Source organism: Pantoea sp. App145, assembly GCF_047947045.1.
Classification (GTDB): domain Bacteria; phylum Pseudomonadota; class Gammaproteobacteria; order Enterobacterales; family Enterobacteriaceae; genus Pantoea.
This window is the reverse complement of sequence record NZ_CP133290.1, coordinates 3,710,534-3,736,537: the sequence shown is the minus strand read 5'-3', so window position 1 is coordinate 3,736,537 and position 26,004 is coordinate 3,710,534. Positions and strand designations below refer to the sequence as shown.

Genomic DNA, 26,004 nt, shown 5'->3' with positions numbered 1-26,004 from the left:
GCCAGTTATGAGTAATGTTTACGGTTTCATTTCACCCTGCCATCCACCGCCCAGCGCAGCAATCAACTCCACACTACTCACCCACTGGGTACTCTGCAACGACAGCAAACTCTGCTGCTCACTCAGGCTGGTATTCTCAGTCGTGGCAACGTCGAGATAATCAATCATCCCCGCCTCATACTGATTACGCGTCACCCGCGCCGATTCCTGCGCTGCGGTGGTCGCCAGCTGCTGTGAAACAATCTCGCCTTTCAGCGTGTTCAGCTCCACCAGATAATCCTCCACTTCCTGCATCCCTTGCAGCACCGACTGCCGATAGCTGGCCACGCTGGCATCGTAGGAAGCACGTGCCTGCTCCACTTTCGCCGAAGTCGCGCCAAAGTCGAGCAAGGTGCCACTCAGCTCCGGCCCCAGTGACCAGACACGGTTGGGCAGCGAGAACAGGTTGCTGAAGGTGGAAGAACTGACACCGCCGCTGGCGCTCAAGGTCAGGTCCGGGTAGTAACCGGCAATCGCTACGCCCACCGCAGCGTTCGCTGCTGCCACGTTACGTTCGGCATAGGCGATATCCGGGCGGCGCTGCAACAGCTGCGACGGTACGCTGTGCGGGATATCCGGCAGGGTGGCATCCAGCTTCGCCACCGGCAGAGAGAAATCGGCAGGTGCGCGGCCCAGCAACAGCGCGATAGCGTGCTCCAGCTGTGCGCGCTGCCACTGATAATCCTGCGCGGAGGCGCGAGCGCTTTCCAGCTGCATCTGCGCCTGCGCCAGGGTGGCGCGTGATTCGCTGCCCGCCTGATATTTGTTTTGAATCACCGTCAGGTAGCGTTGATAAGCATCAATGCTGCGCTGATAGAGGGCGATTTTCTCGTCCATAATGCGCAGCTGGAAATAGTCCTGCGCCAGCTCAGACTGGGCGCTAAGGGTGATATTCGCCAGCTCGGCGGCGCTGGCCTGGGCGCTGGCTTTGTTCTCTTCCAGCGTGCGACGCAATTTGCCCCACAGATCCAGCTCCCAGCTGGCGCTCAGCTCGGCCTGATGGCTGTTGCTGACGCTACGCTGGCCGGTGGTGCTGGCGCGGCTGCCGCTGCGCGTGCTGGTGGCATCGTAGCTCACCGACGGGAACAGCTCGGCACGTGACTGCGATGCCAGCGCCTGGGCTTCACGGTACTGGGCGGCATAGTTCGCCACGTTCTGGTTAGAGATGCTGACCTGACGCAGCAGGCCATCGAGGGTGGCATCGTGGTACACCGCCCACCATTCGCCTTTGCTCTGATCATCCTGCGGCGTGGCCTCGGTCCAGCCTTGCGCCTCTTTAAAATGGGTCGGCATTGCCATCGTCGGACGCTGATAATCAGGACCAACGGTACAGCCTGCCAGCAGCAGCGCCATAAAGATCGGGGTAATTCGTAACGACATTTTCATGGATCAGGATTCCGCATGACGCAACCGCCGCCACTGACGTTTGGTGGCGCGGCTCAGACTATCGAGCCAGAGATAAACAACCGGCGTGGTAAACAAAGTAAGCAACTGGCTGAGCGCCAGGCCACCGGCAATCGCCAGACCAAGCGGGCTGCGCAGGTCGGCATCGCCACCGCTGCCCAGCGCCAGCGGCAGTGCGCCGAAGAAGGCCGCCAGCGTGGTCATCATGATCGGACGGAAGCGCATCAGGCAGGCCTGAGTAATCGCCTGACGCGGCGTCATGCCCTGACGGCGTTCAGCGTCGATGGCAAAGTCGATCATCATAATGGCGTTCTTTTTCACGATACCAATCAACAGGATAATGCCGATCAGCGCGATCACCGTCAGTTGCGTATTCGTCAGCAGCAACAGCAGCAAGGCACCGACGCCCGCCGATGGTAGCGTAGAAAGGATGGTGAGCGGGTGGATATAGCTTTCGTACAGCACGCCGAGCACGATATACACCGCCGCCAGCGCCGCCAGAATCAGCCACGGCATGGTGGCAGTCAGCTGAGAAAACGCGGCGGCAGTCCCGGCAAAGCCCGCCTGAATATTGGAAGGCAGCCCCAGTTTCGCCATCGCCTGCTTGATAAGCTGCTGCGCCTGTTCCAGCGAGACGCCGTCATTCAGGTTGAAGGCGATGGTGCTGGTAGCAGACTGCCCCTGATGCGCCACCGAAAGCGGTGCATTGCCGCCGACAAAAGTGGCAAAGGCTGAGAGCGGCACCCGGTCGCCACTGTCATTGACGACAAACAGCTCTTTCAGGATATTCGGGTCACGGGTGTAGCTGTCCTGCAACGACATCACCACATGGTACTGGTTAAGCGTGTGGTACAGCGTGGCAATCTGCCGCTGGCTGAAGGAGTTGTTCAGCATGGTATCGATCATCTGTACGTTAACCCCGAGCATCTTCGCCCGGTCGCGATCGATATTGATCACCACTTCCTGGCCGCCGGTTTGCGAGTCGGAATCCACGCTGTTCAGCTGCGGGATCGCCGCCAGCGCCGCCTGCACTTTCGGCGTCCAGGTGCGCAGCACATCCAGATCGTCGGCCTGCAAACTGTATTGATAAGTGGCGTTGGCGCTGCGGCCACCAATATGCAGATCCTGCGCCGCCATCAGGAACATCTGTCCCCCGGCAATATGGCTGGTCTTCATACTCAGGCGGTTGGCCACTTCGGTGGCGGTCGCGGTTCGCTTATCAAAATCCTTCAGTCGCACAAAGAAGTTGGCGCTGTTACGCGAACCAAACATGCCGCTGCCCATCGACGACATCACGCTTTCGACTGCCGGGTCAGACTCGATGATTTTGGTAAACTGCAACATCTTCGGCTTCATCGCCTGGAAAGAGATGTTCTGATCGGCGCGCAACGCGCCCATCAGCAGCCCGGTATCCTGATTGGGGAAGAAGCCTTTCTGCACCACCGAATACAAAAACAGGTTCAGCAACACGGTAAGCAGCAAGCTGAACATAGTCATTTTCTGGTGCGCCAGCACCCAGGCCAGACCACGCGAGTAGCCAGCCAGCAGCGCATTCAGCTGGTTTTCAATAAACTGATACAGCGGATGCGGGCGTTTGCTGACTTTCGGCTTCGGTTTCAGCAGCCGCGCGCACAGCATCGGCGTCAGGCTGAGTGAGACAAACATCGAGATCAGCAGCGAGATGGAAAGCGTCACGGCAAACTCGCGGAACAGACGGCCGACGATACTCCCCATCAGCAGAATCGGGATGAAGACCGCAATCAATGACATGGTCATCGACAGCACGGTAAAACTTACTTCCTGCGCGCCACGCAGCGCGGCGCGCAGCGGACTTAACCCTTCTTCGATATGGCGGGTGATGTTTTCCAGCACCACAATCGCATCATCGACCACAAAGCCGGTCGAGATGATCAACGCCATCAGCGACAGGTTATCGAGGCTGTAACCCAGCAGATACATCACCGCACAGGTGCCAATCAGCGACACCGGCAGCGCCAGCGCCGGTATCACCACCGCCTGCACATTGCGCAGGAAGACAAACACCACCGCAATCACCAGCATCACGGCGATCAACAGCGTCTCTTCGGTGTCATACAACGACTGGCGCACCGTCGGGGAACGGTCCACCACCAGTTTCAGTTGGGTATCGGCGGGCAGATCTTTTTCCAGGTTCGGCAGCTGCGCTTTGATGGCATCAATGGTATCCAGCATGTTAGCCCCGGCCTGACGCGTGATACCGATCATCACCGACGGCGTGGCATTGAGGAAACCGGCCTGGTATTTATCTTCGATTGAGTCATAAACGGTCGCGACATCATGCAAACGCACCGCTTTGCCGTTGTTATAGCTGACGATCAGATTGCGGTACTGTGCCGCTTTATCCAGCTGTCCGTTGCTGTCCACCAGCCACGACTGGCTGCTGCCCTGCAAAATCCCTTTCGGCAGGTTGGTGGTGCTGTCGGCGATGGCGCTACGCACCGTATCCAGTGAAATACCGTATTGCGTCAGCTTCTGCGGTTGCAGATCGATGCGCACCGCAGGCAGCGCACTGCCCATCAGCGACACTTCACCAACGCCCTGCACCTGGCTCATCGCCTGTTCAATCTTACTTTCCGCCAGGTCGTAGAGCTCACCCGGCGTTCGGGTGGCGGAGACCAGCGCCAGCATCACAATCGGCGCATCGGACGGGTTGGCTTTACGGTACGTCGGCAGCGATTCCATCGAACTTGGCAGCAAACTGCGCGCCGCGTTAATCGCCGCCTGCACATCACGCGCCGCGCCGTTGATATCGCGATCCAGTTCAAACTGCAAAATGATGGTGCTGGAACCCTGCGAACTGCTCGACGTCATCTCGGTGATGCCCGCGATCTGCCCGAGCGAGCGTTCCAGCGGTGTCGCCACCGTGGCCGCCATGGTTTCCGGGCTGGCCCCGGCAAGGCTGGCGCTGACCATGATGGTGGGGAAATCCACCTGCGGCAGTGGAGCCACCGGCAGCAGCCGGTAGCCCAACAGGCCAAGCAGCATGATCGACAGCGTCAGCAGCAGAGTGGTCACCGGGCGGAAGATAAACAGCCGCGTCAGATTCATTGCTCGCCTCGCGCCTGCTGCTGTTTACGCTGCACAAAACGCTTGCCACGCTGCGCCCAGCCATCAAACCACAGGTAAATCACTGGGGTGGAGAACAGCGTCAACACCTGGCTGACGATCAACCCGCCGACGATCACCAGGCCGAGCGGCTGGCGCAACTCAGCGCCAGAACCGGAGGCCAGCATCAGCGGCAATGCCCCCAGCAGCGCCGCCATGGTGGTCATCATAATCGGACGGAAACGCAGCAGACACGCCTGATGAATCGCATCGCGTGGGCTCATCCCCTGCTTGTTTTCCGCTTCCAGCGCAAAGTCGATCATCATAATGGCGTTCTTCTTCACGATGCCGATCAACAGGATCACCCCGATCAACGCAATCAGGCTGAACTCGCTACCGGCCAGCAGCAGCGTCAGCAGCGCCCCCACCGCCGCCGACGGCAGTGTGGAGAGAATGGTGACCGGATGAATAAAGCTTTCATACAGAATGCCCAGCACCACATACATGGTGATCAGCGCCGCCAGAATCAGCCACAGCGTGTTGCCGGTGGCACTCTGGAACGCTGAGGTTTCCCCCTGATAACGCAGGGTGATACTCGACGGCAGATTCAGCTGCTGCGTCACCTCGGTAATCGCCTGCTGCGCATCTTCCAGTGAATAACCGCTGTTGAGGTTAAACGACACCATCACCGCCGGGAACTGGTTGAGGCGCATATGCATCAGAGAACCGGTGCGCTCATGGATGGTGGCGATCGAGGTCAGTTTCACCATGCCAGTCGTGCTGCTGGTGCTGGATGAGGTCGAACTGCTGGAGCTGTCCGATGAACTGGAGCTGGAGCTACTGCTGCTGGACGAGCTGCTGGTGGTGGTCGTGGAGCTGCTACTGTCGCTGCTGCTGGTCGACGGTTGCAGATAGACATCATCGAACGATGCCGGAGACTGCTGATAAGTGGGTGCCACTTCCAGCACCACGCGATACTGGTTCGCCTGGGTAAAGATGGTAGACACCAGACGCTGACCAAAGCTGTTATACAACGCGGTATCGACGTCAGAGGCGGTAATGCCGTAGCGTGCTGCTTTATCACGGTTCAGTTCCACATAAGCCACGCGGCCCTGATCCTGTAAGTTGCTCACCACACCATTAAATTCCGGGCGTTTCTGCAAGGCGGCAATCAGCTGCGGCGTCCATTTCACCAGGTTTTCGCTGTCAGCATCGTCCAGGGTGAACTGATACTGATTCGGCGTGACCTGGTCGTTGACCGTTAAATCCTGCGCCGGTTGCAAATAAAGCTGGATACCCGTCACCTGGGTCGCCGCCTGTTGCAGCTGTTTAATCACCACATCGGCTTTGTCATCACGCTCGCCAAACGGCTTGAGGTTGATCTGCATACTGCCGCTGTTGAGGCTGGTATTGGTGCCGTCGATGCCGATGGTCGAGGACAGGCTCTCCACCGACGGATTTTGCAGGATCACTTTTGCCAGTGCCTGCTGCCTTTTCGACATTTCACTAAAGGAGACATCCTGCGAGGCAAGGGTGACGCCCTGAATCAGGCCGGTATCCTGGGTCGGGAAGAAGCCTTTCGGAATCACCAGATACAGCACCGCCGTCAGCGCGAACGTCGCCAACGCCACCAGCAACGTCAGCTTCTGGTGATTCAGCACGATAGTCAGCATGCGGTCATAGCCGCGCACCAGCTTGTCAAAAAATTCGCCGCCTTTGCGTGAGAAACGCGACTGTTTTTCCGGCGGGATATGCTGCAACAGATAAGCACACAGCATCGGGGTCAGCGTCAGCGACACCAGCATCGAGACGAGGATCGACACCGCCAGGGTGATGGCAAATTCGCGGAACAAACGCCCGACCACATCGCCCATAAACAGCAGTGGGATCAGCACCGCAATCAGCGAGAAGGTCAGCGAGATAATGGTGAAGCCAATTTGCTGGGAACCTTTCAGCGCCGCCTGCATCGGCGTTTCGCCCTCTTCCAGCCGTCGCGAGATATTCTCCACCACCACAATCGCATCGTCGATCACGAAGCCGGTGGCGATGGTCAGCGCCATCAACGACAGGTTGTTCAGGCTGAAGTCCGCCAGGTACATCACACCGAAGGTGCCAATCAGCGACAGCGGCACCGCGACGCTGGGGATCAGCGTCGCCGCGATATTGCGCAGGAACAGGAAGGTGACCATCACCACCAGCGCCACCGACAACATCAGCTCAAACTGCACGTCACTGATCGAAGCACGAATGGTTTGCGTACGGTCGGAGAGGATGGTCATCTTCACGCCATCCGGTAACGCCGCCTGCAACGTGGGCAGTTTGGCTTTGATGGCATCCACCACCTGAATGACGTTTGCCCCCGGCTGGCGCTGTACGCTAATCACAATTGCCGGGCTGTTATTCGCCCACGCCGACTGGAAGCTGTTTTCCGGCCCCTGCTCGATATGAGCAATATCTTTCAGGCGCAGTGCGGCACCGTTCTGATAGGTGATAATCAGGTTGCCGTACTCTTCAGCGGTGCGCAGCTGGTCGTTAGCGTCGATGGTGACCGAATGGTATTTGCCGTCGAAGCCGCCTTTTGAGCCGTTCACGTTGCTGTTGCCGATCAGGGTGTTGACGTCTTCCAGCGTCAGGTTATGCGCCGCCAGTGCTTTCGGATCCATCTGGACACGGATCGCCGGTTGATGTCCGCCCGCCAGCGTCACCATACCAACACCGGAAATCTGCGACAATTTCAACGCCACGCGGGTGTTGACCAGATCCTGCACTTCGGTGAGCGGCAGGGTATCGGAACTGGCCGCCAGGGTGATCACCGCGGTATCTGCCGGGTTGACCTTTTTATACGTCGGCGGATTAGGCAGATCGCTCGGCAGCAGGTTGTTCGCGGCATTGATCGCCGCCTGCACTTCCTGTTCCGCCACATCCAGCGACAGATCAAGGCTGAACTTCAGCGTAATGATTGAGGACCCACCGGAGCTGGTGGAGGTCATCTGGCTTAAACCCGCCATCTGCCCCAGCTGCCGCTCCAGCGGCGAAGTGATCGATGAGGCCATCACGTCCGGGCTGGCACCCGGATACAGCGTGGTGACCTGAATGGTCGGATAGTCCACCTGCGGCAACGCCGAGGTGGAGAGGAATTTATAAGCGAAGATCCCGGCGATCAGCACGCCCACCATCAACAGGATGGTGGCGACCGGCCGCTGGATAAACAGGCGTGACGGATTCATTTGGCCTCGGTGGTCGCAGTCGGTTTGCTCTCATCGGCCAGCGTCACTTTACTGCCGTTGGTCAGACGATCGATGCCCTCCGTCACCAGACGTTCGCCCGGCTCTACCCCTTTCAGGATCGCCTGCAGATCTTCACCAAAGGTCGGGCCGGTGGTGACCGCTTTACGCGTCACGGTGTTGTCTTTATTGATGACAAACACAAAGCTGCCATCGCTGCTCAGTTGCAACGCCTGGGCCGGGATCACCGTGGCGTTTTTCAGGGTGTCGGTTTGCAGGCGCAGATTGACGAACTGGTTGGCAAACAGCGACTCGTCCTGGTTGGGGAAACTGGCTTTCAGCTCGATGGTGCCGGTGCTGGTGTCGATTTGGTTGCTGATATATCTCACTTCACCCTGCGCCAGCACCGTGGTGTTGTCCTGATCAAACGCCGTTGCTGGCAGGCTTTGCTCGTTGTGCAGCGCTTTGGTCAGCTGCGGAATGTTGCTTTGCGGCACACTGAAGGTCACTGCTGCCGGTTGCATCTGCGTCACCACCACGATACCGGTGGTATCGGTGGTCTGGATCATATTGCCCGGGTCCACCAGACGCAGGCCCACGCGGCCGCTGACCGGCGAGGTGATGCGCGCGTATTCAATATCCAATTTTGCACTGGCGATCTGCGCTTCATCCGCTGCCACCGCACCGCGATACTGGCCAACGGTCGCCATCTGGGTATCCAGGTCCTGGCGCGCCAGTGAGTCCTGCGCGTAGAGTTTTTTGTAGCGTGCCAGCGTCAGTTCGGCACTTTTCAGCAGCGCCTGGTTCTGATTAAGATCGCCCTGATATTGCGCCAGCGTCGCCTGGTAGCTGCGCGGATCGATCTGCGCCAGCAGCTGGCCCGCCTGCACTTTCTGTCCTTCGGTGAAGTACACCTTATCCAGCTGACCCGCCACCCGGCTGGTAACCGTCACGCTGGCATTGGGCACCACCGTCCCCAGCGCATTCAGATACACCGGCACATCGGCGGTGGTGGCAACGCCACTGTGCACCAGGGTCGCCCCCCCCATCATCATCGCCATGCCCGGCGGGCCACCGGCGGCACGGTGACCACTGCGCCCACCGTGTTCACCACCCGGCGGCATTCCGCCTGGCGGCATCCCCCCGCGTCCACCGACTACGCGCCAGATCACGCCAGCCACAATTAACAGCACAACTAACAGGAGCAGCCATTTCAGCCAGCGAGAGAAAGCGGATCGAGGAGCGTTGGTCTTCATTGAGTTTTTAGGTCTCAGATAAATGGAAAATCCCCTGAAAAACAGGGGATTATTTCAAAGGTAAATCATTACTGCGCGTATTATCGGCTGAAATACATATTTTATTCCATGCTCAAACCGTAAGGGTATCGTTAAGATCCTCAGGATTTCCAGCCGCCGCCGAGTGCCTTGTACAACGTGATTTTCTGGCTTAACTGGCCCAGATGCGCGCTAATCAGCGTTTGTTGTGCGCTGTAAAGAGAACGTTGAGCCACTAACACATTGAGATAATTATCAACGCCCTGCTTATACCGCAATTCAGAATAGTCGTAGTCGCGCTGATTCGCACCTACCTCTTTTTGCAGGGCCGTCATTTGATCCTGCCAGGTGTCCTGACCGGCCAGCGCATCGTTCACTTCTTTAAACGCGGTCTGGATCGCTTTCTCATAGTTGGCGATCTCAATGCGTTTTTCGATATGGGCGATGTTCAGGTTAGCCTCGTTTTTGCCGCCGTCAAAAATCGGCAGGTTAATCGAGGGGACAAACGACCAGGCACCGGTACCGCCACCCAGCAGGCTGCCAAGCGAGCTACTGGTGGAGCCACCGGATGCCGTCAGCGTAATGCTCGGGAAGAAGGCCGCGCGCGCTGCACCGATATTGGCATTAGCGGCTTTCAGCGTATGTTCGGCAGCCATCACATCCGGGCGGCGCGTCAGTAAATCTGACGGCAATCCGGCTGGTGTGGCCGGGAACTGCCAGTTGGCATCCAGCGACGCATGGGACAGCAGCGACACCGGCAGATCGGTGCCCACCAGCAGACGCAGCGCATCCACATCCTGGCGTACCTGACGGGTGTAGCTGGCGACATCCGCCTCGGCCGCACGCACCGTGCTTTCTGCTTCGGCCAGGTCCTGGTCGCTGCTGACGCCACCGTCATAGCTCATTTTGGTCAGCCGGTACGAATCCTGCTGGCTCTGGGCGGTGTGCTGCGCCAGATGCAGCAGATCGTTATCTGAACACAGGGTCAGCCAGGCAGTGGCCACTTCCGAAATCAGCGAGATCCGGGTGGCACGCTCGGTTGCTGCGGTCGAGAGATAGGTTTCCTGCGCCTGATCGCGCAGGCTGCGCAACCGGCCAAAGAAATCCAGTTCCCATGAGGTGACGCCCAGACCGGCGTTCAGCTCGTGGTAAGTGATCGGACCGGTGGTTTTGGTGTTGTACAGATTGCCCGGCTCATGAGCCGAGGTCTGGCTGGCCGTGGCGTCAATTGACGGCATCAGCGCAGCGCGCTGCACCGTGACATCGTTACGCGCCTCTTCGACATTGAGGGCCGCGACGCGCAGGTCGCGGTTGTTATCGAGTGAAAGCTGGATCAGATTACGCATCGTGGCATCGGTGAAAAAATTCTGCCACGGCAAATCCGCCACATTGCCCACTGCGGTGGGCTGATCGTAATGGGCATCCACCGGCATCGCCGGGCGCTGATAATGCGGCTCCATGGTGCAGCCGGTTAAGCCCAGGGCAGCGGCCAGCGGCAGCAGCGCCCAGTTAAAGGTTTTAGTTATCATGCTGCACCCCCTCTGCGGATGCGTTTTTCTTACGCGCGAAGAACTGCGACACCACCACGTAGAACATCGGCACAAAGAAGATGGCGAGGAAGGTCGCGGTAATCATCCCGCCAGCCACCGCCGTACCGATGGAGTGCTGGCTACCCGCGCCCGCACCGTTAGAGATGGTGAGCGGCAGCACGCCGAGGATAAAGGCCATTGACGTCATGATGATCGGGCGGATACGCAGCCTGGCTGCCTCCACCGCCGCTTCCACCAGGCTCTTGCCTTCCCGCTCGTGCAGTTCCTTCGCAAATTCAACAATCAGGATGGCGTTCTTCGCCGCCAGCCCGACGGTGGTTAATAGCCCTACCTGGAAGAACACATCGTTCTGCAAGCCACGCAGCAACACCGCGCAGATGGTGCCCAGCACGCCAAGCGGCACCACCAGAATCACCGAGAACGGAATCGACCAGCTTTCGTACAGCGCCGCCAGGCACAGGAACACCACCAGAATCGAGATGGCATACAGCTGAGTGGTCTGGTTGCCTGATGCCTGCTCCTCATAAGAGATGCCGTACCACTGCACGCGGAAACCGCTCGGCAGCTGCTTCGCCAGCTCCTCAACTGCTGTCATCGCTTCACCGGTACTTTTACCCGGAGCCGGGGAGCCGAGGATCTCTTCCGCCGTCAGGCCGTTAAAGCGTTCGAAATGCGGCGAGCCATACACCCATTTACCGGAGGCAAAGGCGGAGAATGGAACCATGGTGCCGCTGGTGTTGCGGAAGTACCATTTATTGAGGTCAGACGGCGTCACGCGGGAATCCGCTTTCCCCATCAGGTACACCTCTTTGACACGGCCGTTGTACATGAACTGGTCGATATAGCTGGAGCCCCAGGCCACCGACAAGGTGTTGTTGATATCGGTCATGCTCAGGCCGAGCGCGCTGGCTTTTTCGTCATTAATCTCCAGTTGATACTGCGGCTCATCTTCCAGGCCATTCATGCGTACCTGAGCCAGACGCGGGTCTTTGTTCGCCAGGGCAATTAACTGATGCGTGGCATCCATCATCTGCTGATGGGTGTGCGCACCGGTATCCTGCAAATAGAGGTCAAAGCCGGTGGCATTACCCAGCTCCATCACCGCAGGCGGCACCATGGCAAAGATTTTGGCGTTTTTGTAATTGGCAAAATGCGCCATTACCCGGTTGGCCAAATCCTGTACGCTCTGGCCACTATGGGTTCGTTCCCCCCAGTCTTTCAGACGCACAAACGCCATGGCGTTACTCTGACCGCGACCGGCAAAGTTAAAGCCCGCCACACCAAAGGTGGTGGTGACCACGGAAGCTTCGTTCTTTTGCAGGTAATCATTCAGGTCGTTGATCACCTGCTGGGTACGCTGCGACGAGGCGTTTACCGGCAGGGTCATCTGCACCATCATCAGGCCCTGGTCTTCATTGGGCAGGAAGGTGGTCGGTACGCGGGTAAACAGAAAGCCCGTTACCCCGACAATCACCAGATACACCACCATAAACAGCCCGCGCCGCGAGATGACTTTACTCACGCCGCGGGTGTAGTGCATCGCACCGCTATCAAACTTGCGGTTAAACCAACCGGCAAACCCGGTGGTTTTGTGCTCGGCCGAACTGGCTTTCAGCAGGGTGGCGCACAGCGCCGGGGTGAAGATCAGCGCCATAATCACCGACAGCGCCATCGCTGACACAATGGTGATTGAGAACTGACGATAGATAACCCCGGTTGATCCAGCGAAGAACGCCATCGGCAGCAGGACCGCCGACAGCACCAGCGCGATACCGAACAACGCCCCCTGGATTTGCTGCATCGATTTGATGGTGGCGGTTTTCGGATCGAGCCGTTCTTCGTGCATCACACGCTCGACGTTCTCCACCACTACGATGGCATCATCCACCAATAGCCCTATCGCCAGCACCATCCCGAACATCGTCAGGGTGTTGATGCTGTAGCCGAAGGCCGCAAGGATACCGAAAGTACCCAGCAGAACCACCGGCACCACCAGCGTGGTGATCATGGTCGCGCGCAGGTTTTGCAGGAAGATAAGCATCACGAAGAACACCAGAACCACGGCTTCGATCAGCGTTTTCACCACTTCTTCAATCGACGCGCTCACCACCGGTGAGGTGTCGTAGGGATAGGTGACTTCCACGTTATCCGGCAGCGACTCTTTCAAATCGGCAATCGTCTGACGGACCGCTTTCGCGGTGTTCAGCTCGTTGGCACCGGTTGCCAGACGCAACGCGATACCTGCCGCCGGTTTGCCGTTGAGCGTGGCGTCAATGCCGTAGCTTTGTGGCCCCAGTGCTACCGACGCCACATCTTTCAGGCGCACCTGAGAGCCATCGCTGTTCACTTTCAGCAGCACGTTCTCAAACTGTTTCACCGTGGTGAAACGGGTTTTACCGAGTACCGTTGCCTGGGTTTTTGCGCCCTGAATGGTCGGCAGACCGCCCAGCGAACCGGAAGACACCTGCACGTTCTGATTATCAATCGCGGTGCTGACATCGCTCGGCATCAGGTTGTATTTGTACAATTTGGCAGGATCGAGCCAGATACGCATGGCGTATTCGGAACCCAGCACCATAAAGTCACCGACACCTGGGGTACGTGAAATCGGGTCTTCCAGTTTGGAGACCAGCATATCCGCGAGGTCACCGTTGGTCAGCTTGCCATCTTTCGAAATCAGGCCAACCACCATCATGAAGTTTTTCTGGTACTTACGGATGCGGATACCCTGCTGGGTCACATCGGTCGGTAATTGCGACTCCGCCAGAGAAACGCGATCCTGCACCTGTACCTGCGCAATATCCGGATTAATCCCCTGGTTGAAGGTGGCGATGATCTGCGCACTACCGTCGGATGCACTGCTGGATTCGAGGTAACGCAGACCGTCCAGGCCGTTAAGTTGCTGTTCAATCACCTGCACCACGGTGTTTTGCGTGGTTTCGGCACTGGCACCGGGATAGGTGACGGAAATCGACACCGCCGGGGGTGAGATATCGGGGTATTGGTTAACCGGCAGTTTGAGCGTCGCAATCGCCCCCACCAGCATCACAATGATCGCGATCACCCACGCAAATATCGGGCGTTCAATAAAAAACTTAGACATTACGCCCCCTTATTGTGCCGCAGCATCAGTCATGGAGAGGCTGACGGCATTGGCGGAAGGCGTGTCATTGGTATCGGCCGCCGTGGTGGTCACTTTGACGCCGCTGCGTACACTTTGCAGATTGTTTACCACCACCTTCTCGCCCTCTTTCAGGCCTCCGGTCACCAGCCACTCCCCTTTGATCATCTCGCCGGTGCTGATGCTGCGCTGCTCAATGGTGTTATCGCTTTTCACCACATAGACGTAAGGCTGGCCTTTGGTGTCATGCATGATAGATTCCTGCGGCACCAGGATGCCCTGCTGCTGGACGCCCTGCGGGAAGCTGGCGTGCACATACATCCCCGGTAGTAACTCATCTTTCGGGTTCGGGAACACCGCGCGCAGCACCACGGTGCCGGTGGCGGTATCCACATTCACTTCCGAGAAGGCCAGTTTGCCCTGCGCGCCATATTTGCTGCCATCTTCCAGCGAGAGGCCCACGGCGGCAGTGTTATCGTCGATCTTCGCGATCTTGCCGTCAGCCAGCGCGCGGCGCAGGTGCAGCAGATCGGTTGACGACTGATTCACATCGACATAGATGGGATCAAGCTGGGTAATGGTGGCGAGATAATCGGTTTGCCCGTCAGTGACCAGCGCACCGGCGGTGTAAATCGAACGGCTGATATGACCGGAGATCGGTGCTTTCACCAGGGTGTAGTCGAGATTCACTTTGGCGGTTTCCACATCGGCTTTCGCTTCGCGCTCGGCCGCCACCGCATCATCGTAGGTTTGTTGGCTGATGGCGTGGGCGGCCGCCAGTGGCTGATAGCGTTTCGCCAGCATGGCATCGTTTTGCCAGGTCGCCATGGCTTTGTCATAAGAGGCTTTATACGTGGCCGGGTCGATTTGATACAACGGCTGACCCTCTTTCACTTCTCCCCCTTCGGTGAAAAGTATTTTTTGGATCACACCGCTGACCTGCGGACGCACCTGAGCGGTTCTTACCGCCGTGGTGCGGCCAGGCAGTTGCGTCACCAGCGTGACAGGCTCAGTTTTCAGGGTGACGACGCCGACTTGCGGCGTCGCAGACGCGGCGGGTGTAGCTCCGCCCTGATCACAGGCTGCCAGTAAAAACACGACGCTGGCAGAAAGAAGTTTCAGGCGCATAGTTTTTCTCAACAAGATGGGTAAAAGTAATGAGAATGATTACTCTCAAGGAAAGTCATTGTAGGCAGGGTGCAACTACACAGCTGTTAAGGTTGCGTAAAACATATTTTCGAAACGAAAATGGTAAACCTTTCGTGCGATAAATCGCTGTGTTTTTTAGCTTTTTGCGGGTTTTCGGCCTTTTGAAAAGGCTTAAGCGCGATAAATCGCGCCGCTACGGTAACTGCGTTGGTTAGCGCCACTGCTAAACTTTGCACCCACATATGTAGCGGCGCGATTTATCGCGCGTTGTTAACCTTTCGGTTCTATCCCGCGACGGCGTAGCTCACGCCGTGCCAAATCCTTTAACCAGTAAGACAAGGTCACGTTGTCATCATCGGTTAGCGCGCGTAACTGATCATGCAATTCCGGATGAATACGTAGCTGAAATGCCGCCGAGCGGCCTTCGCCTTTTGGCGTTCGGTCTTTGATTTTTGGCATAGGGTTTCGACTCAACGGAAAGAAGTTATTCGCCCCTTACCTGCGCTACCAACACAGTAAGGGGCTGGCGGACCTTGATGGAATGCGACATCGCAGTGCGTTGTGGCATACGTTACACGACGAGATATTTTTTTGTTGGCGGGGGAACGTTAAGGGATAGATAAGAGGTGTGAGCGATTTAGCATTGCCTGACCATCATGATTTGGCTCTGAATCGCAGGCAAAAAAAACCCACGCATCTGCGTGGGTCGGTGCAACAGAACAGGGTGAGCAGCGTGTGCTGCCGTTCTTCACACCCATCAATACCTCTGGGACTTTCATCCTCGCATCAACGGTGTGCTGACGACAGCGGGAAAACGCAACGGAATTAGGGGAAATGCAACGAGGTGTGAAAACTTCACCACCTCGTTTACATCATGATTTCGTTAAGATTTATCGGGTGCTGGTTTGCTGTAGATGGCGTCGGGCGCGATGTTCATATGTTTCAGCACCGGCCCCATAATGTTGCCGAAGACCGGAGCCGCCACCGAACCACCAAAGTGGTCACCGGCGGTCGGATGGTTGATCATCACCACCAGCGCCACTTCCGGATGGCTGGCGGGCGCGATGCCTGCGGTGTAGTTGACGTAACCGCCATCATATTTACCGCTGCTGCCCATCTTCTCTGCGGTACCGGTTTTGGTCGCCAGCCGGTAACCCGGCACGGCGGCTTTCACCCCGGTTCCCCCTGGCAATACGTCGCTCTCCAGCATATGCACCACGGTTTGCACGATTTGCGGATCGGCCACCTGTTTACCCAGCACCGGTGGCGTCACCTTGGTGATCGACAGCGGGCGATAGATGCCATACGACCCCAGCGTGGCGTATTCACGCGCAATTTGCAGCGGCGTGACGCGCAGGCCGTAACCAAAGGCAAAGGTCGCGCGTTCGATATCCGCCCAACGCTCACGATGCAGCGGGAAGTAACCGACGCTCTCGCCGGTCAGCCCTAACCCGGTGGGTTTGCCGAGACCAAAGGCCTGATAGGTATTCACCAGCGCCTCAGCAGGCATCGCCAGCGCAATATGGGAGACCCCGATGTCGCTCGACTTCTGCAAAATGCCGGTCATGGTCAGACGCGGCCAGTGGCCAACGTCACGGATCAGGTGGCCGTTAACCGAGTAAGGCGTGGTATCGATCACTGAATCCGGTCGCACCAGATGGCGCTCCAGCCCTTCCATCACCACCAGCGGTTTCACCGTGGAGCCGGGTTCGTAGCTGTCGTTTATCGCCGTATTGCGCATCTGCGCGGGGGTCGCGCCATCATAGTTATTCGGGTTGAACGACGGGTAAGACGCCATCGCCAGAATTTCGCCGGTATCGATTTTCACCAGTACCGCCGCGCCGGAGTCGGCTTTGTTCAGCAGCACGCCATCGCGCAGTTTGCTGTACAACGTGTACTGGTCAAATTTATCGATGCTGAGCTGCACCGTGGGTGGCTGTTGCGGTGGCTGGTAATCAATCATCGAGATGATATTGCCGTTTTTATCCTGGCGATAAACCTCTTTACCCTCTTCGCCCTGCAACAAGCGGTCAAAACCTTTTTCCAGTCCATTCAGCCCGTTGTTATCCGCTCCGACGATACCAATCAATGGCGCAGCAGCTTCACTCATCGGATAGAAACGGCTGTCGTCATACACCGAGCTGATGCCTTTCAGGCGCAGCGCCGCGATATCTTTGGCGATGCTTAACTCAATTTTACGCCCGAGGTACAGGAAGCGTTTTTTCGGGTTGGCGACAATCTGCTGCGCCAGCTGATCCGGCCGCATATTCAGCGCATTAGCCAGATAGGCCCACTTGGCGCTGGTAAAATCGGGGTTACTTTCCAGTACCCGCATCGGGTCGGCAATGATATCGCGGGAGGGGACGCTGAGCGCCAGCGCTTCGCCGTCACGGTCCAGCAGCGTGCCGCGATTAGTTGGCAACGTGACGGTACGCAGCGAACGCTGATCCGCTTCGTGTTCCAGCATCGGATGATTAATCAGCTGCAAATCAGCGACGCGTGCCAGTAGCAGCCCCATACAACCGAGCACACCTAAACAAATCAGGCGAAAACGAAACGGATTGAATGGGGCCTGGATCTGGTCTTTTCCCAGAAGTTTTTTTATTCGGGCCATGGTATTACCACTGCAATTAAAAAGTAAAACGGGGGCTATCGCAGCAGTTATAAAGAAAGGCGAGGCGGGATAACAGGAAAACTGTGTTTCAGTTCGTTAGCGTGGGACGCAGACAAAAAAAACCTGCGCATCTGCGCAGGTCGGTGTAATCAAGAAAACTTTTTGATGTTCACCCATCAATACCTCTGGGACCCTGACTGTAGCAAGGCGCAGAGACGGGATTCCATCTCTCAAACGCAACAGTTACCCGCAAAATGTAACCAGCGATGAGATTCTTACTGGATTGTGCAAACCTCATGTTTTTTGATTTCCACCAGGCAACTCATGGCGTTCGGCCCCTGAGTTAACGACGAGGTACCGATATCCAGCGTCAGCACATTGGGGTTGCCTGCGCGGTCCCACGGCTGCCAGGCGCGGCCAAAACCCGGGTCAAACCAGGCTCCGGTGGAGATAATTACCACGCCCGGCGTCAGACCATCGGTGAGGCGAACCCCGGCCAGCATTCGGCCACGCGCGTTGCTGACATCAATCTCATCACCATCGACAATCCCGCGCGCCGCCGCGTCCTGCGGGTGCATATACAGCGTTTCGTGTCCGGCGGTTTTGTTAGCCTGCACCGTGGCGGTGGCATCCAGCTGGCTATGCAGGCGATCGGATGGCTGAATTGAAATCATATGCAGCGGGAACTGCTCACTGAGCGCCGCCCCCAGCCACTCCTGCGGCTCGCGCCATTCCGGGTGACCGGCAAAATCATCCAGTTGATAATCGGCGATGGTCTGGCAGAACAGTTCGATTTTACCGCTGGCGGTTTGAATCGGATGGGTAACCGGGTTGGCGCGGAATTCATCCATAAACACGTAAGGGGTGCCCCCTTCCGGAATCTCCACGAAGCCGCGCTGCCAGAACTCACCGAACTCCGGGAAGTGGATCCCTTTGCGCGCATGGGCCACCGCGCATTGCTGATACAGATGCTCGATCCACTGCATCTCGTTGCGTCCTTCGGTGAAGACATCACGATAGCCGAGGCGGTCAGCGAGATCGGCAAAGATATCGAAGTCATTACGCGCCTGATGCTGCGGTTTAATCGCCTGATGCATCGCCAGCACAAAACGGTCACGCGAGGAGCCGCCAATATCGTTGCGCTCCAGCGTGGTGGTGGCAGGCAAAACGATATCCGCCATCTGCGCCGCAGGCGTCCAGACGATATCCTGCACCACCACGGTATCCGGGCGCTGCCAGCCTTCAACCAGGCGATTCAGCTGCTGATGGTGATGGAACGGGTTGCCACCGGCCCAGTGCACCAGATGGATATCCGGATAATGCAGCGTCTCGCCCTGGAAGCGATAAGGCTGCCCCGGGTTGAGCAGCATATCGCTGATACGCGCCACCGGAATCGACAGGCCAGACGGATTAGGGCCGGTGCTCATCAGCGGTGCCGGACCTTCCTGACGCGGATTGCCAACGCTGTTCATCGAGCCATGACCGAACGAGAAGCCGCCACCCGGCAAACCGGGCTGGCCCAGCATCGACGACAACGCAATCATCATCCAGTACGGCTGCTCGCCACGATGAGCGCGCTGTACCGAATAAGAACAGGTAATAAAGCTGCGTTTGCCGATCAGCTGTTGCGCCAGCAGTGCAATACGCGCCGCCGGAATGCCGGTAATCTGGCTGGCCCACTCCGGGGTTTTCGCCACGCCGTCGCTTTCGCCCAGCAGATAGGCGCGCAGCTGCGGCCAGCCGGTACAGTGGCTGGCAAGAAAGGCCTCATCCAGCGCCAGCCGCCGGGTGATTTCAAACCCGAGCGCCAGCATCAGCGCCACATCGGTATTGGGCCGAATCGGAATCCACTCTGCGTTGACGAACGCCGGACAGTCATCACGCATCGGGCTGATATTAATGATTGGCGTACCTTTAGCGGTCAGCTGCTCCAGCGCCGGTTTCAGGCTGTGCTGCCCGGCCCCGCCGGACGCCACCTGGGCATTTTTCAGCGCCAGCCCACCAAAGGCGACAAAAATCTCCGCATGTTCCACCACGTCCGGCCAGTCAGTGACGCGACCAGTCAGCGGCATATAGGTACCAATCACATAAGGTAAAAAGAACTGCGCTGCGCCCCAGCTGTAGTTGCCCTGCTGGTCAACCCCGCCGCCGCCCTGAAAATAGAAGCGACGAATCAGGGTACGTGCATGGTTTACCCGCCCGGCTGATGACCAGCCATAAGAACCGTTAAAAATGCCGGAAGCACCGTAACGTTCGCGCACCCGGCGATTTTCTTCCGCCACCAGGTCCAGCGCGGTATCCCAGTCCACCGCGACAAAATCTTCACGGCCACGCAGGGTACGGTCGCTGTTCTCGCGTGATTTCAGCCACGAACGGCGCACCATCGGCTGGCGAATACGTTTATCCGAATAAACCAGTTCGGGAATGGTATTCAGCATCGGCGAAGGATCGGCATCCGCGAAGAAAGGTTCGCAGCCAGTCAGGCGATCATGCTCCGTTACGGCGGTAAAAGCGCCCCAGTGCGCCAGGTGCGGCACGCGTGTTTTCATGTTTATGGTCCGGCAGGCAGGTGTTGTTAGTTCTGGCAGCATAACATGTGGGGCGTATCGGGCTAAAGCCTGGCCGCGACCGTCTGATTTTCCGCACTTTTGCGACAGCGCTGGCATTCTGCCGGGTTGCGACGCTGGGTGATTTCCGTAACACTGGTGGCATGTGTAAACGTTTTCCCGGAAGCAGGTTAACGAATGGCTACCATTAAGGATGTTGCCAGAATGGCTGGGGTCTCGGTCGCGACCGTATCCCGCGTGATTAATAATTCCCCCAAGGCCAGCGAGAACTCACGCCTCGCCGTCACCATGGCAATGGAGCAGTTGCAGTATCACCCGAACGCCAACGCGCGCGCGCTGGCACAGCAATCCACCGAAACTCTTGGCCTGGTGGTCGGCGATGTTTCCGACCCGTTTTTCGGCGCGATGGTGAAAGCGGTGGATGAAGTGGCGGGTCAGACCGGTAACTTTTTGCTGATTGGTAACGGTTACCATAATGAGCAAAAAGAGCGTCAGGCGATTGAGCAACTGATGCGCCATCGTTGCGATGCGCTGGTGGTGCATGCCAAAAAAATCCCGGACGCGGATCTGGAAGTGCTGATGAAACAGGTGCCGGGGATGGTGCTGCTCAACCGGCTGCTGAAAGGGTTTGAATCACGCTGCATCGCGCTGGACGACCGCTACGGAGCCTGGCTGGCAACACGTCATCTGATCCAGCAGGGCCACACGCAAATCGCCTTTATCTGCTCCACCCACACCATTTCGGATGCCGAAGATCGCCTGCAAGGCTATTACGATGCGCTGAAGGAACACGGTCTGCCGAGCAACGACCGGCTGGTTGCCTGGGGCGAACCGGATGAAGTAGGCGGCGAGCAGGCAATGACCGAGCTGCTTGGCCGCGGCAAACAGTTCACGGCAGTGGCTTGTTATAACGATTCTATGGCCGCAGGCGCACTGGCAGTGATGAGCGACAACGGCATCCGCGTACCGGAAGAGATGTCGCTGATTGGTTTCGATGATGTGCTGGTGTCGCGCTACGTCCGTCCGCGTCTGACCACGGTACGCTACCCGATTGTCACCATGGCGCAGCAGGCCGCGCAACTGGCCTTAGCGCTGGCCAATGATACGCCGATGCCGGAAGTCACTAACATGTTCAGCCCGACGCTGGTGCGGCGCCATTCCGTCAGCGGACCTGGTTAAATTTTGTCGTTATCCGTAAGGGCGATGCAAATCGCCCTGGATATTCGTCACAAATTTGGAACACAGAAGTAAAAAAACATTAAACCTCTTTAACGTCTCTGCCGATACCTGCCGGACACTCTTCTGGCCGTGCCAGCCAGGATCGACTGAACATCAAGGAGGACTTATGAGTATTTCCCGACGTCTGCTTCTGGCATTAGCGTTTATTACTGCCGTAATCGTGGCGCAGGGAACCCTGGCGATTGCTTTTATCAGCGGCTTTCAGGACCGCTTCGAAAACGTGCAAAGCCGTGCTATTCCCTCGATCAAACTCCTTAGCGAACTCACCGATCACAGCCAGCAGCTGTATCTGACCTTGTATCAATATCAAAACAGCAAAAGCGCAGCCGCTGAAGCGCAGATAACACAACAAATCGCGCAGATTCGCGACCAGCAAAATGCATATCAAAACGACCATATCGCCAGTGATAAAGACGCTGGGATGGCGCAGCAGGCGAGCGACACCCTCAAGGTGATCAGCGACCGTCTGCCCGCATTTCTGGCCGCAGTGAAAGCCAATGACCCGAGCCAGCTGGAGAACGCGGACGGGATGGGTGGCGCGATTCAGACGCTGATTGCCGATTATCGCCAGCAAATGGCGCTCAACATGACAATTGGCGACCAACTGCGGGCCACCAACCGCACCATTTTTCATTTTGTCAGCTGGGCAACCGTAGCGGGGATCACCGTCGCGGTGCTGATGATTGTGGTATTCGCGCTGCTGACCATTAAGCACATCCGCCGCAGCCTGAACAACATCTCGACGATTATGGCGCAGGCAACTGAGCATCTCGATCTCACGGTGGCGGCTGACGAAAGCCGCAACGATGAAGTGAGCAGAATGGCCGGTTACTTTAATAAGCTGATGCGCCATATTTCAAAATCGCTGACAGCGGTGAACACCGCAGCCGGGTCGGTGAGCAGCGCTTCAACGCAAATCGCTGCCGGTAATGAAGATCTCTCGGCACGTACCGAGCAACAGGCCGCCTCGCTGGAGCAGACCGCTGCCAGCATGACCGAGCTGAGTGAAACTGTGCGCCAGACCGCCGACCACACGCGCGATGCGACCCGACTGGCAGATAATGCCAGCACGCTGTCGCGCCAGAGTACCGCATCGCTGGACACCATGCTCAGCACCATGAACGACATCCATTTAAGTGCGTTAAAAGTTAAAGATATTACCGGCCTGATTGAAGGCATTGCGTTTCAGACCAATATCCTGGCATTAAATGCCGCCGTCGAAGCCGCGCGTGCCGGGGAACATGGCAAAGGCTTTGCCGTGGTGGCCGGAGAAGTACGCAACCTGTCCCATCGCTCCACCACCGCCGCACGGGAAATTAAAACGCTGATTGAAGCCTCAACCAATTTGATTGAGTCCGGCGCACAGCAGGCGGCACAGGTGGGCGACAGCATTCAGTCGGTCAATGAAGTGATTACGCAGGTCAATAGCCTGGTGAGTGAAATCGCCACCGCCGCCGCAGAGCAAAGCCAGGGGATTAACCAGGTGCATCGGGCGATTGATCAAATGGATGATGTGACGCAGCAGAATGCGGCGCTGGTGGAGCAGGCGTCGGCGGCGTCTCAGTCGTTGCAGGAACAGGCGGAGCATGTTTCGCGGCTGGTCGGCGCGTTTCGTTTACATCGCGCCTGACACGAACAATCATCTCCAGGGTCGGCATTCATGCCGACCGGGTCAGTTAAAGTGCCCGCTGATACACCCTTACCACCGTATCCGGGTACTCCAGCGCTTCCTCCGCGAACTTCCAGCCAAAACGCTCGTAATATCCGGCAAAGGTGGACCACAACCATAGCCGGTCATAGCCGCGCTCACGGGCATAGTCGATAACATGCTGTTGCAGCGCCTGGCTGACGCCTTGCCCGCGCGCATCTTCTTCGATAAACAACGCCGCCAGCCAGGGATAGAGATCCTGGCGGCTGATCAAATCGCAGCGCCAGAATCCCACCGTTCCCAGCGGCCTGCCCCCATCCAGCGCCACAAAGGTCACCGGAAAATCAGCCCCTTTCAGGCTGCTTTTTACAATGCTGGCATAAAACTCACGCGGGGTACCTTCACCAAATTCCCGCCACAACCAATCGGTAATCTGTGAGGCGAAATGAGGCACTTCCTGGAGTGGCAGAATCTGCATTACATTAATTTCCCCTGAAAAATAGGCACTGATTCAAACAGATAACCGTCAAAATCCGGCGCATCCGCATCAGAGAGTTCCAGCAGGGTATTTTTCACATTTTCCAGATGTTGCCACATCGCCTGCCAGGCCCCCATCACGTCACGGCGACGCAACGCTGCGAGGATGGTTTGATGGTCTCCTAACCACTTCAGACGATACGCGCGGGTTTCAAACTGCGGGCGCAGCTGCTGCCACAGCGGGCTGGCTTCATGATGACGCCAGACGCTGGTGACGGTATCCAGCAGCATCTGATTTTGTGTCGCCCCCGCCAGCAACAGATGAAACAGCTTATCGTTATCCTGGCTGCTGTCGTTGAGCGCGATGGCACGTTGCTCCTGCTCCAGGGTGCGGCGCAGGTTTTCAATATCGGCTTTGGTCGCCATTTTGGCCGCGAAGGCGGCGATGTTGCTCTCCAGCAACTGGCGTGCCTGAAGCATTTCGAAAGGGCCAACATCGCTGCGGAAAAAGGCTTCTTCCGCATCATCACTGTCCGAAGGGATACGCATTACGTAAACGCCCGAGCCTTGACGAATATCGACCGTCCCTTCCAGCTCCAGCATCAGTAAGGCTTCACGCACGATAGTACGACTCACGCCCCAGGTTTCCGCCAGCTGACGCTCCGGTGGCAGGCGCGAACCTACCGGGTAATGCCCATCAATGATTTGCTGGCGCAGATGCTGCCCAATTTCCTGATACTGCTTTTTCTCTTGTGGCGCTTCGGCTTTTTCCACGCTGTCACCCTTATGCTTCATGGCGCACAAGGTTCCAGCTGCTTCCATTGCGCGCCGGAACCTGTCTGCTATCTGGGCGCTAGTGTACCAAAGCCAGCGCCTGATCGAGTACCTTTGCACCATTCAGCGTGCCGTAAGCCAGAGTATCGATCACCGCAATCGGCAGCTGATAACTGTCGGTGAGCTTTTTGTTTTCCTCCAGCTTAAAACGCACCTGCGGCCCCAGCAGCACCACCGCCACCTCGTGGCCGTAGTTTTGTAACTCTTCGCGCAGGTTTTGCTCCGGGATAGCGTAGATCTGATACTCAAGACCGCGCGCCGCCGCCTCTTTTTCCATCCGGGTAACCACCATTGAGGTAGACATGCCTGCCGCGCAGGCCAGTACGATTCGTTTCATGTTGGCATCCTTATTTCACTTCATCATTAATATCCAGCGTCAGTTGCTGGCTATCACGCAGCTGACGAAACCAATGCGCTGACTTTTTCATCCGGCGCTGACGATGGTTATCCAGGTCGATTTCGATTAATCCGTAGCGATTTTTAAACGCATTCATCGGCGAGACGTTATCGGTGAAGGCCCACAGCATGTAGCCCTGGCAATGGCAGCCCGCCGCCTGCGCGCGCAGCGCCTGATGCAGATGTTCGGCAATAAAATTGATGCGGTAATCGTCCTGAATAATGCCCTCCGCATCCTTAAAACGCGCTTCGTTTTCAATGCCCATGCCGCTTTCCGCCACAAACCACGGCAGGTTGCCGTATTCCTGTTTCATGCGTTGCGCCATGTCGTAGATGATGCGCGGCTGAATTTCCCAGCCCCGCGAGGTATTCATTCGTCGGCCTGGCAGGTCAAAATGTTCGTAGTAGTACGCCGGATGAAACGGTGTCTCAGGGTGCCAGGCACGGGACGGGGCTTTCACCCGATGCGGGTAATAAAGATTCAGGCCCACTTCATCAACGGTGTTGGCTGCGATAATCGCCAGTTCTTCCGCCGTCACCTCCCACCTGATCTGATGCTTTTCCAGCAGTTGCAGCAGTTCGGCGGGATATTCCCCGTTGATTGCCGGGTCGAGAAACACCCGGTTATAGAACAGGTCATACATGCTGGCCGCTTTCACATCATGCGCGGCGGTTGAGCGGGGATACGTGACTTCCGGATTAAGGATGGTGCCAACCGTTCCGGCATAGCCCTGCTGACGAAACAGCTGCACCACCTTTGCCGTCGCCAGATTTTTGTGATGATTCCACTGCATCCACTTATGGGTGTTCTGCTCATAAGGCCAGCGCAACGCATCCAGATAGACGCGCGTCTGCACCACAATCGGCTCGTTGAAAACAAACCAGCGCGTCACTTTTGCGGCGTAACGGGCGAAGACCTGCGCGGCATAGCGGGTGAACAGCTCCACCACATGCTTCGATTGCCAGCCGCCATATTGTTCCAGCAACTGCGCTGGCAACTCGTAATGTTCGAGGCACAGCATCAGCTCAATACCGTTGCGGTGCAGCTCATCAATCAGCTGGTCGTAATACGCCGCGTACTCCTCATCCACCACGGCGTTTTCGTAATCGGTGAGGAAGCGCGACCAGTTAATCGAGGTGCGATAGTGCGTCAGGCCCGCTGCTTTCATCAGCGCCACATCTTCGCGGAATCGGTTAATAAAATCCGTCGCCACCGCCGGGCCGTAGCCGTTGTGCCACACATCACGATCATGGGTATACCAGGCGTCCAGATACGAATCCTGCCCCGGTTTTTTGCCGCTCCAGCCTTCGGTTTGCCATGCTGAAGCCGCCGCGCCGAGAATAAAGCCGTCCGGCAGCGGGATATGATGGGTACTCATGCTTG

At 57.4% G+C, this 26,004-nt stretch carries 16 protein-coding genes; 2 read left to right on the top strand and 14 right to left on the bottom strand.

Going from position 1 to position 26,004, the window contains the following annotated elements; translation table 11 throughout:
• Positions 1–18 precede the first annotated feature (18 nt).
• The 10 genes from RCF31_RS17240 to RCF31_RS17195 form a co-directional block, all read right to left on the bottom strand.
• Positions 19–1,425: an efflux transporter outer membrane subunit gene (locus RCF31_RS17240; RefSeq protein WP_313687024.1), complete on the bottom strand. Its 1,407-nt coding sequence runs from the start codon at positions 1,423–1,425 to the stop codon at positions 19–21.
• 3 nt (positions 1,426–1,428) lie between these two features.
• Positions 1,429–4,530: an efflux RND transporter permease subunit gene (locus RCF31_RS17235; protein ID WP_416411800.1), complete on the bottom strand. Its 3,102-nt coding sequence runs from the start codon at positions 4,528–4,530 to the stop codon at positions 1,429–1,431.
• Positions 4,527–7,754, bottom strand: a complete 3,228-nt coding sequence (locus RCF31_RS17230; RefSeq protein WP_416411799.1) for an efflux RND transporter permease subunit — start codon at positions 7,752–7,754, stop codon at positions 4,527–4,529. The genes RCF31_RS17235 and RCF31_RS17230 overlap by 4 nt, the downstream gene beginning before the upstream one ends.
• Complete coding sequence (locus RCF31_RS17225) at positions 7,751–9,007, bottom strand: MdtA/MuxA family multidrug efflux RND transporter periplasmic adaptor subunit (protein ID WP_416411798.1); 1,257 nt, start codon at positions 9,005–9,007, stop codon at positions 7,751–7,753. Before RCF31_RS17225 ends, RCF31_RS17230 begins: the two co-directional genes overlap by 4 nt.
• A gap of 140 nt (positions 9,008–9,147) precedes the next feature.
• Entirely contained in the window at positions 9,148–10,554 is a 1,407-nt protein-coding gene (locus tag RCF31_RS17220) for an efflux transporter outer membrane subunit (protein ID WP_299460155.1), read from the bottom strand.
• Entirely contained in the window at positions 10,544–13,678 is a 3,135-nt protein-coding gene (locus RCF31_RS17215; RefSeq protein ID WP_299460153.1) for an efflux RND transporter permease subunit, read from the bottom strand. The genes RCF31_RS17220 and RCF31_RS17215 overlap by 11 nt, the downstream gene beginning before the upstream one ends.
• Before the next feature lie 9 nt (positions 13,679–13,687).
• A complete protein-coding gene (locus RCF31_RS17210; RefSeq protein ID WP_416411797.1) occupies positions 13,688–14,824 on the bottom strand; it encodes an efflux RND transporter periplasmic adaptor subunit in 1,137 nt (378 codons plus the stop codon).
• A 291-nt stretch (positions 14,825–15,115) separates the two neighbouring features.
• Complete coding sequence (locus tag RCF31_RS17205) at positions 15,116–15,304, bottom strand: toxin-antitoxin system HicB family antitoxin (protein ID WP_299460147.1); 189 nt, start codon at positions 15,302–15,304, stop codon at positions 15,116–15,118.
• 424 nt (positions 15,305–15,728) lie between these two features.
• Positions 15,729–17,459, bottom strand: coding sequence for a penicillin-binding transpeptidase domain-containing protein (locus RCF31_RS17200; protein WP_299460145.1), 1,731 nt, complete (start codon positions 17,457–17,459; stop codon positions 15,729–15,731).
• 275 nt (positions 17,460–17,734) lie between these two features.
• Positions 17,735–20,008, bottom strand: a complete 2,274-nt coding sequence (locus RCF31_RS17195; RefSeq protein WP_416411796.1) for a molybdopterin-dependent oxidoreductase — start codon at positions 20,006–20,008, stop codon at positions 17,735–17,737.
• 195 nt (positions 20,009–20,203) lie between these two features.
• On the opposite strand from RCF31_RS17195, the gene galR reads away from it, so the two are divergent.
• Positions 20,204–21,205 (top strand): HTH-type transcriptional regulator GalR, encoded by a 1,002-nt coding sequence (gene galR / locus RCF31_RS17190; RefSeq protein ID WP_299460139.1) that lies wholly within the window; start codon positions 20,204–20,206, stop codon positions 21,203–21,205.
• Between the two features lie 166 nt (positions 21,206–21,371).
• Positions 21,372–22,895: a methyl-accepting chemotaxis protein gene (locus tag RCF31_RS17185; RefSeq protein WP_416411795.1), complete on the top strand. Its 1,524-nt coding sequence runs from the start codon at positions 21,372–21,374 to the stop codon at positions 22,893–22,895.
• Between the two features lie 46 nt (positions 22,896–22,941).
• On the opposite strand, the gene RCF31_RS17180 is transcribed toward RCF31_RS17185, so the two are convergent.
• The 4 genes from RCF31_RS17180 to RCF31_RS17165 form a co-directional block, all read right to left on the bottom strand.
• Entirely contained in the window at positions 22,942–23,391 is a 450-nt protein-coding gene (locus RCF31_RS17180; protein ID WP_299460133.1) for a GNAT family N-acetyltransferase, read from the bottom strand.
• The gene (locus tag RCF31_RS17175; protein WP_084878568.1) at positions 23,391–24,164 is read right to left on the bottom strand and encodes an FCD domain-containing protein; all 774 of its coding nucleotides are present in this window, start codon (positions 24,162–24,164) and stop codon (positions 23,391–23,393) included. The genes RCF31_RS17180 and RCF31_RS17175 overlap by 1 nt, the downstream gene beginning before the upstream one ends.
• 79 nt (positions 24,165–24,243) lie before the next feature.
• A complete protein-coding gene (locus RCF31_RS17170; RefSeq protein ID WP_084876532.1) occupies positions 24,244–24,561 on the bottom strand; it encodes a PTS sugar transporter subunit IIB in 318 nt (105 codons plus the stop codon).
• Between the two features lie 10 nt (positions 24,562–24,571).
• On the bottom strand, positions 24,572–25,999 hold the full coding sequence (locus RCF31_RS17165; RefSeq protein ID WP_416411794.1) for a glycoside hydrolase family 1 protein: 1,428 nt from the start codon (positions 25,997–25,999) through the stop codon (positions 24,572–24,574).
• Between the last annotated feature and the right edge of the window lie 5 nt (positions 26,000–26,004).

Coding starts and splice junctions, on each gene's coding strand:
- RCF31_RS17240 (WP_313687024.1), bottom strand. CDS start 1,425: ATGAAAATGTCGTTACGAATTACCCCGATCTTTATGGCGCTGCTGCTG.
- RCF31_RS17235 (WP_416411800.1), bottom strand. CDS start 4,530: ATGAATCTGACGCGGCTGTTTATCTTCCGCCCGGTGACCACTCTGCTG.
- RCF31_RS17230 (WP_416411799.1), bottom strand. CDS start 7,754: ATGAATCCGTCACGCCTGTTTATCCAGCGGCCGGTCGCCACCATCCTG.
- RCF31_RS17225 (WP_416411798.1), bottom strand. CDS start 9,007: ATGAAGACCAACGCTCCTCGATCCGCTTTCTCTCGCTGGCTGAAATGG.
- RCF31_RS17220 (WP_299460155.1), bottom strand. CDS start 10,554: ATGATAACTAAAACCTTTAACTGGGCGCTGCTGCCGCTGGCCGCTGCC.
- RCF31_RS17215 (WP_299460153.1), bottom strand. CDS start 13,678: ATGTCTAAGTTTTTTATTGAACGCCCGATATTTGCGTGGGTGATCGCG.
- RCF31_RS17210 (WP_416411797.1), bottom strand. CDS start 14,824: ATGCGCCTGAAACTTCTTTCTGCCAGCGTCGTGTTTTTACTGGCAGCC.
- RCF31_RS17205 (WP_299460147.1), bottom strand. CDS start 15,304: ATGCCAAAAATCAAAGACCGAACGCCAAAAGGCGAAGGCCGCTCGGCG.
- RCF31_RS17200 (WP_299460145.1), bottom strand. CDS start 17,459: ATGGCCCGAATAAAAAAACTTCTGGGAAAAGACCAGATCCAGGCCCCA.
- RCF31_RS17195 (WP_416411796.1), bottom strand. CDS start 20,008: ATGAAAACACGCGTGCCGCACCTGGCGCACTGGGGCGCTTTTACCGCC.
- galR (WP_299460139.1), top strand. CDS start 20,204: ATGGCTACCATTAAGGATGTTGCCAGAATGGCTGGGGTCTCGGTCGCG.
- RCF31_RS17185 (WP_416411795.1), top strand. CDS start 21,372: ATGAGTATTTCCCGACGTCTGCTTCTGGCATTAGCGTTTATTACTGCC.
- RCF31_RS17180 (WP_299460133.1), bottom strand. CDS start 23,391: ATGCAGATTCTGCCACTCCAGGAAGTGCCTCATTTCGCCTCACAGATT.
- RCF31_RS17170 (WP_084876532.1), bottom strand. CDS start 24,561: ATGAAACGAATCGTACTGGCCTGCGCGGCAGGCATGTCTACCTCAATG.
- RCF31_RS17165 (WP_416411794.1), bottom strand. CDS start 25,999: ATGAGTACCCATCATATCCCGCTGCCGGACGGCTTTATTCTCGGCGCG.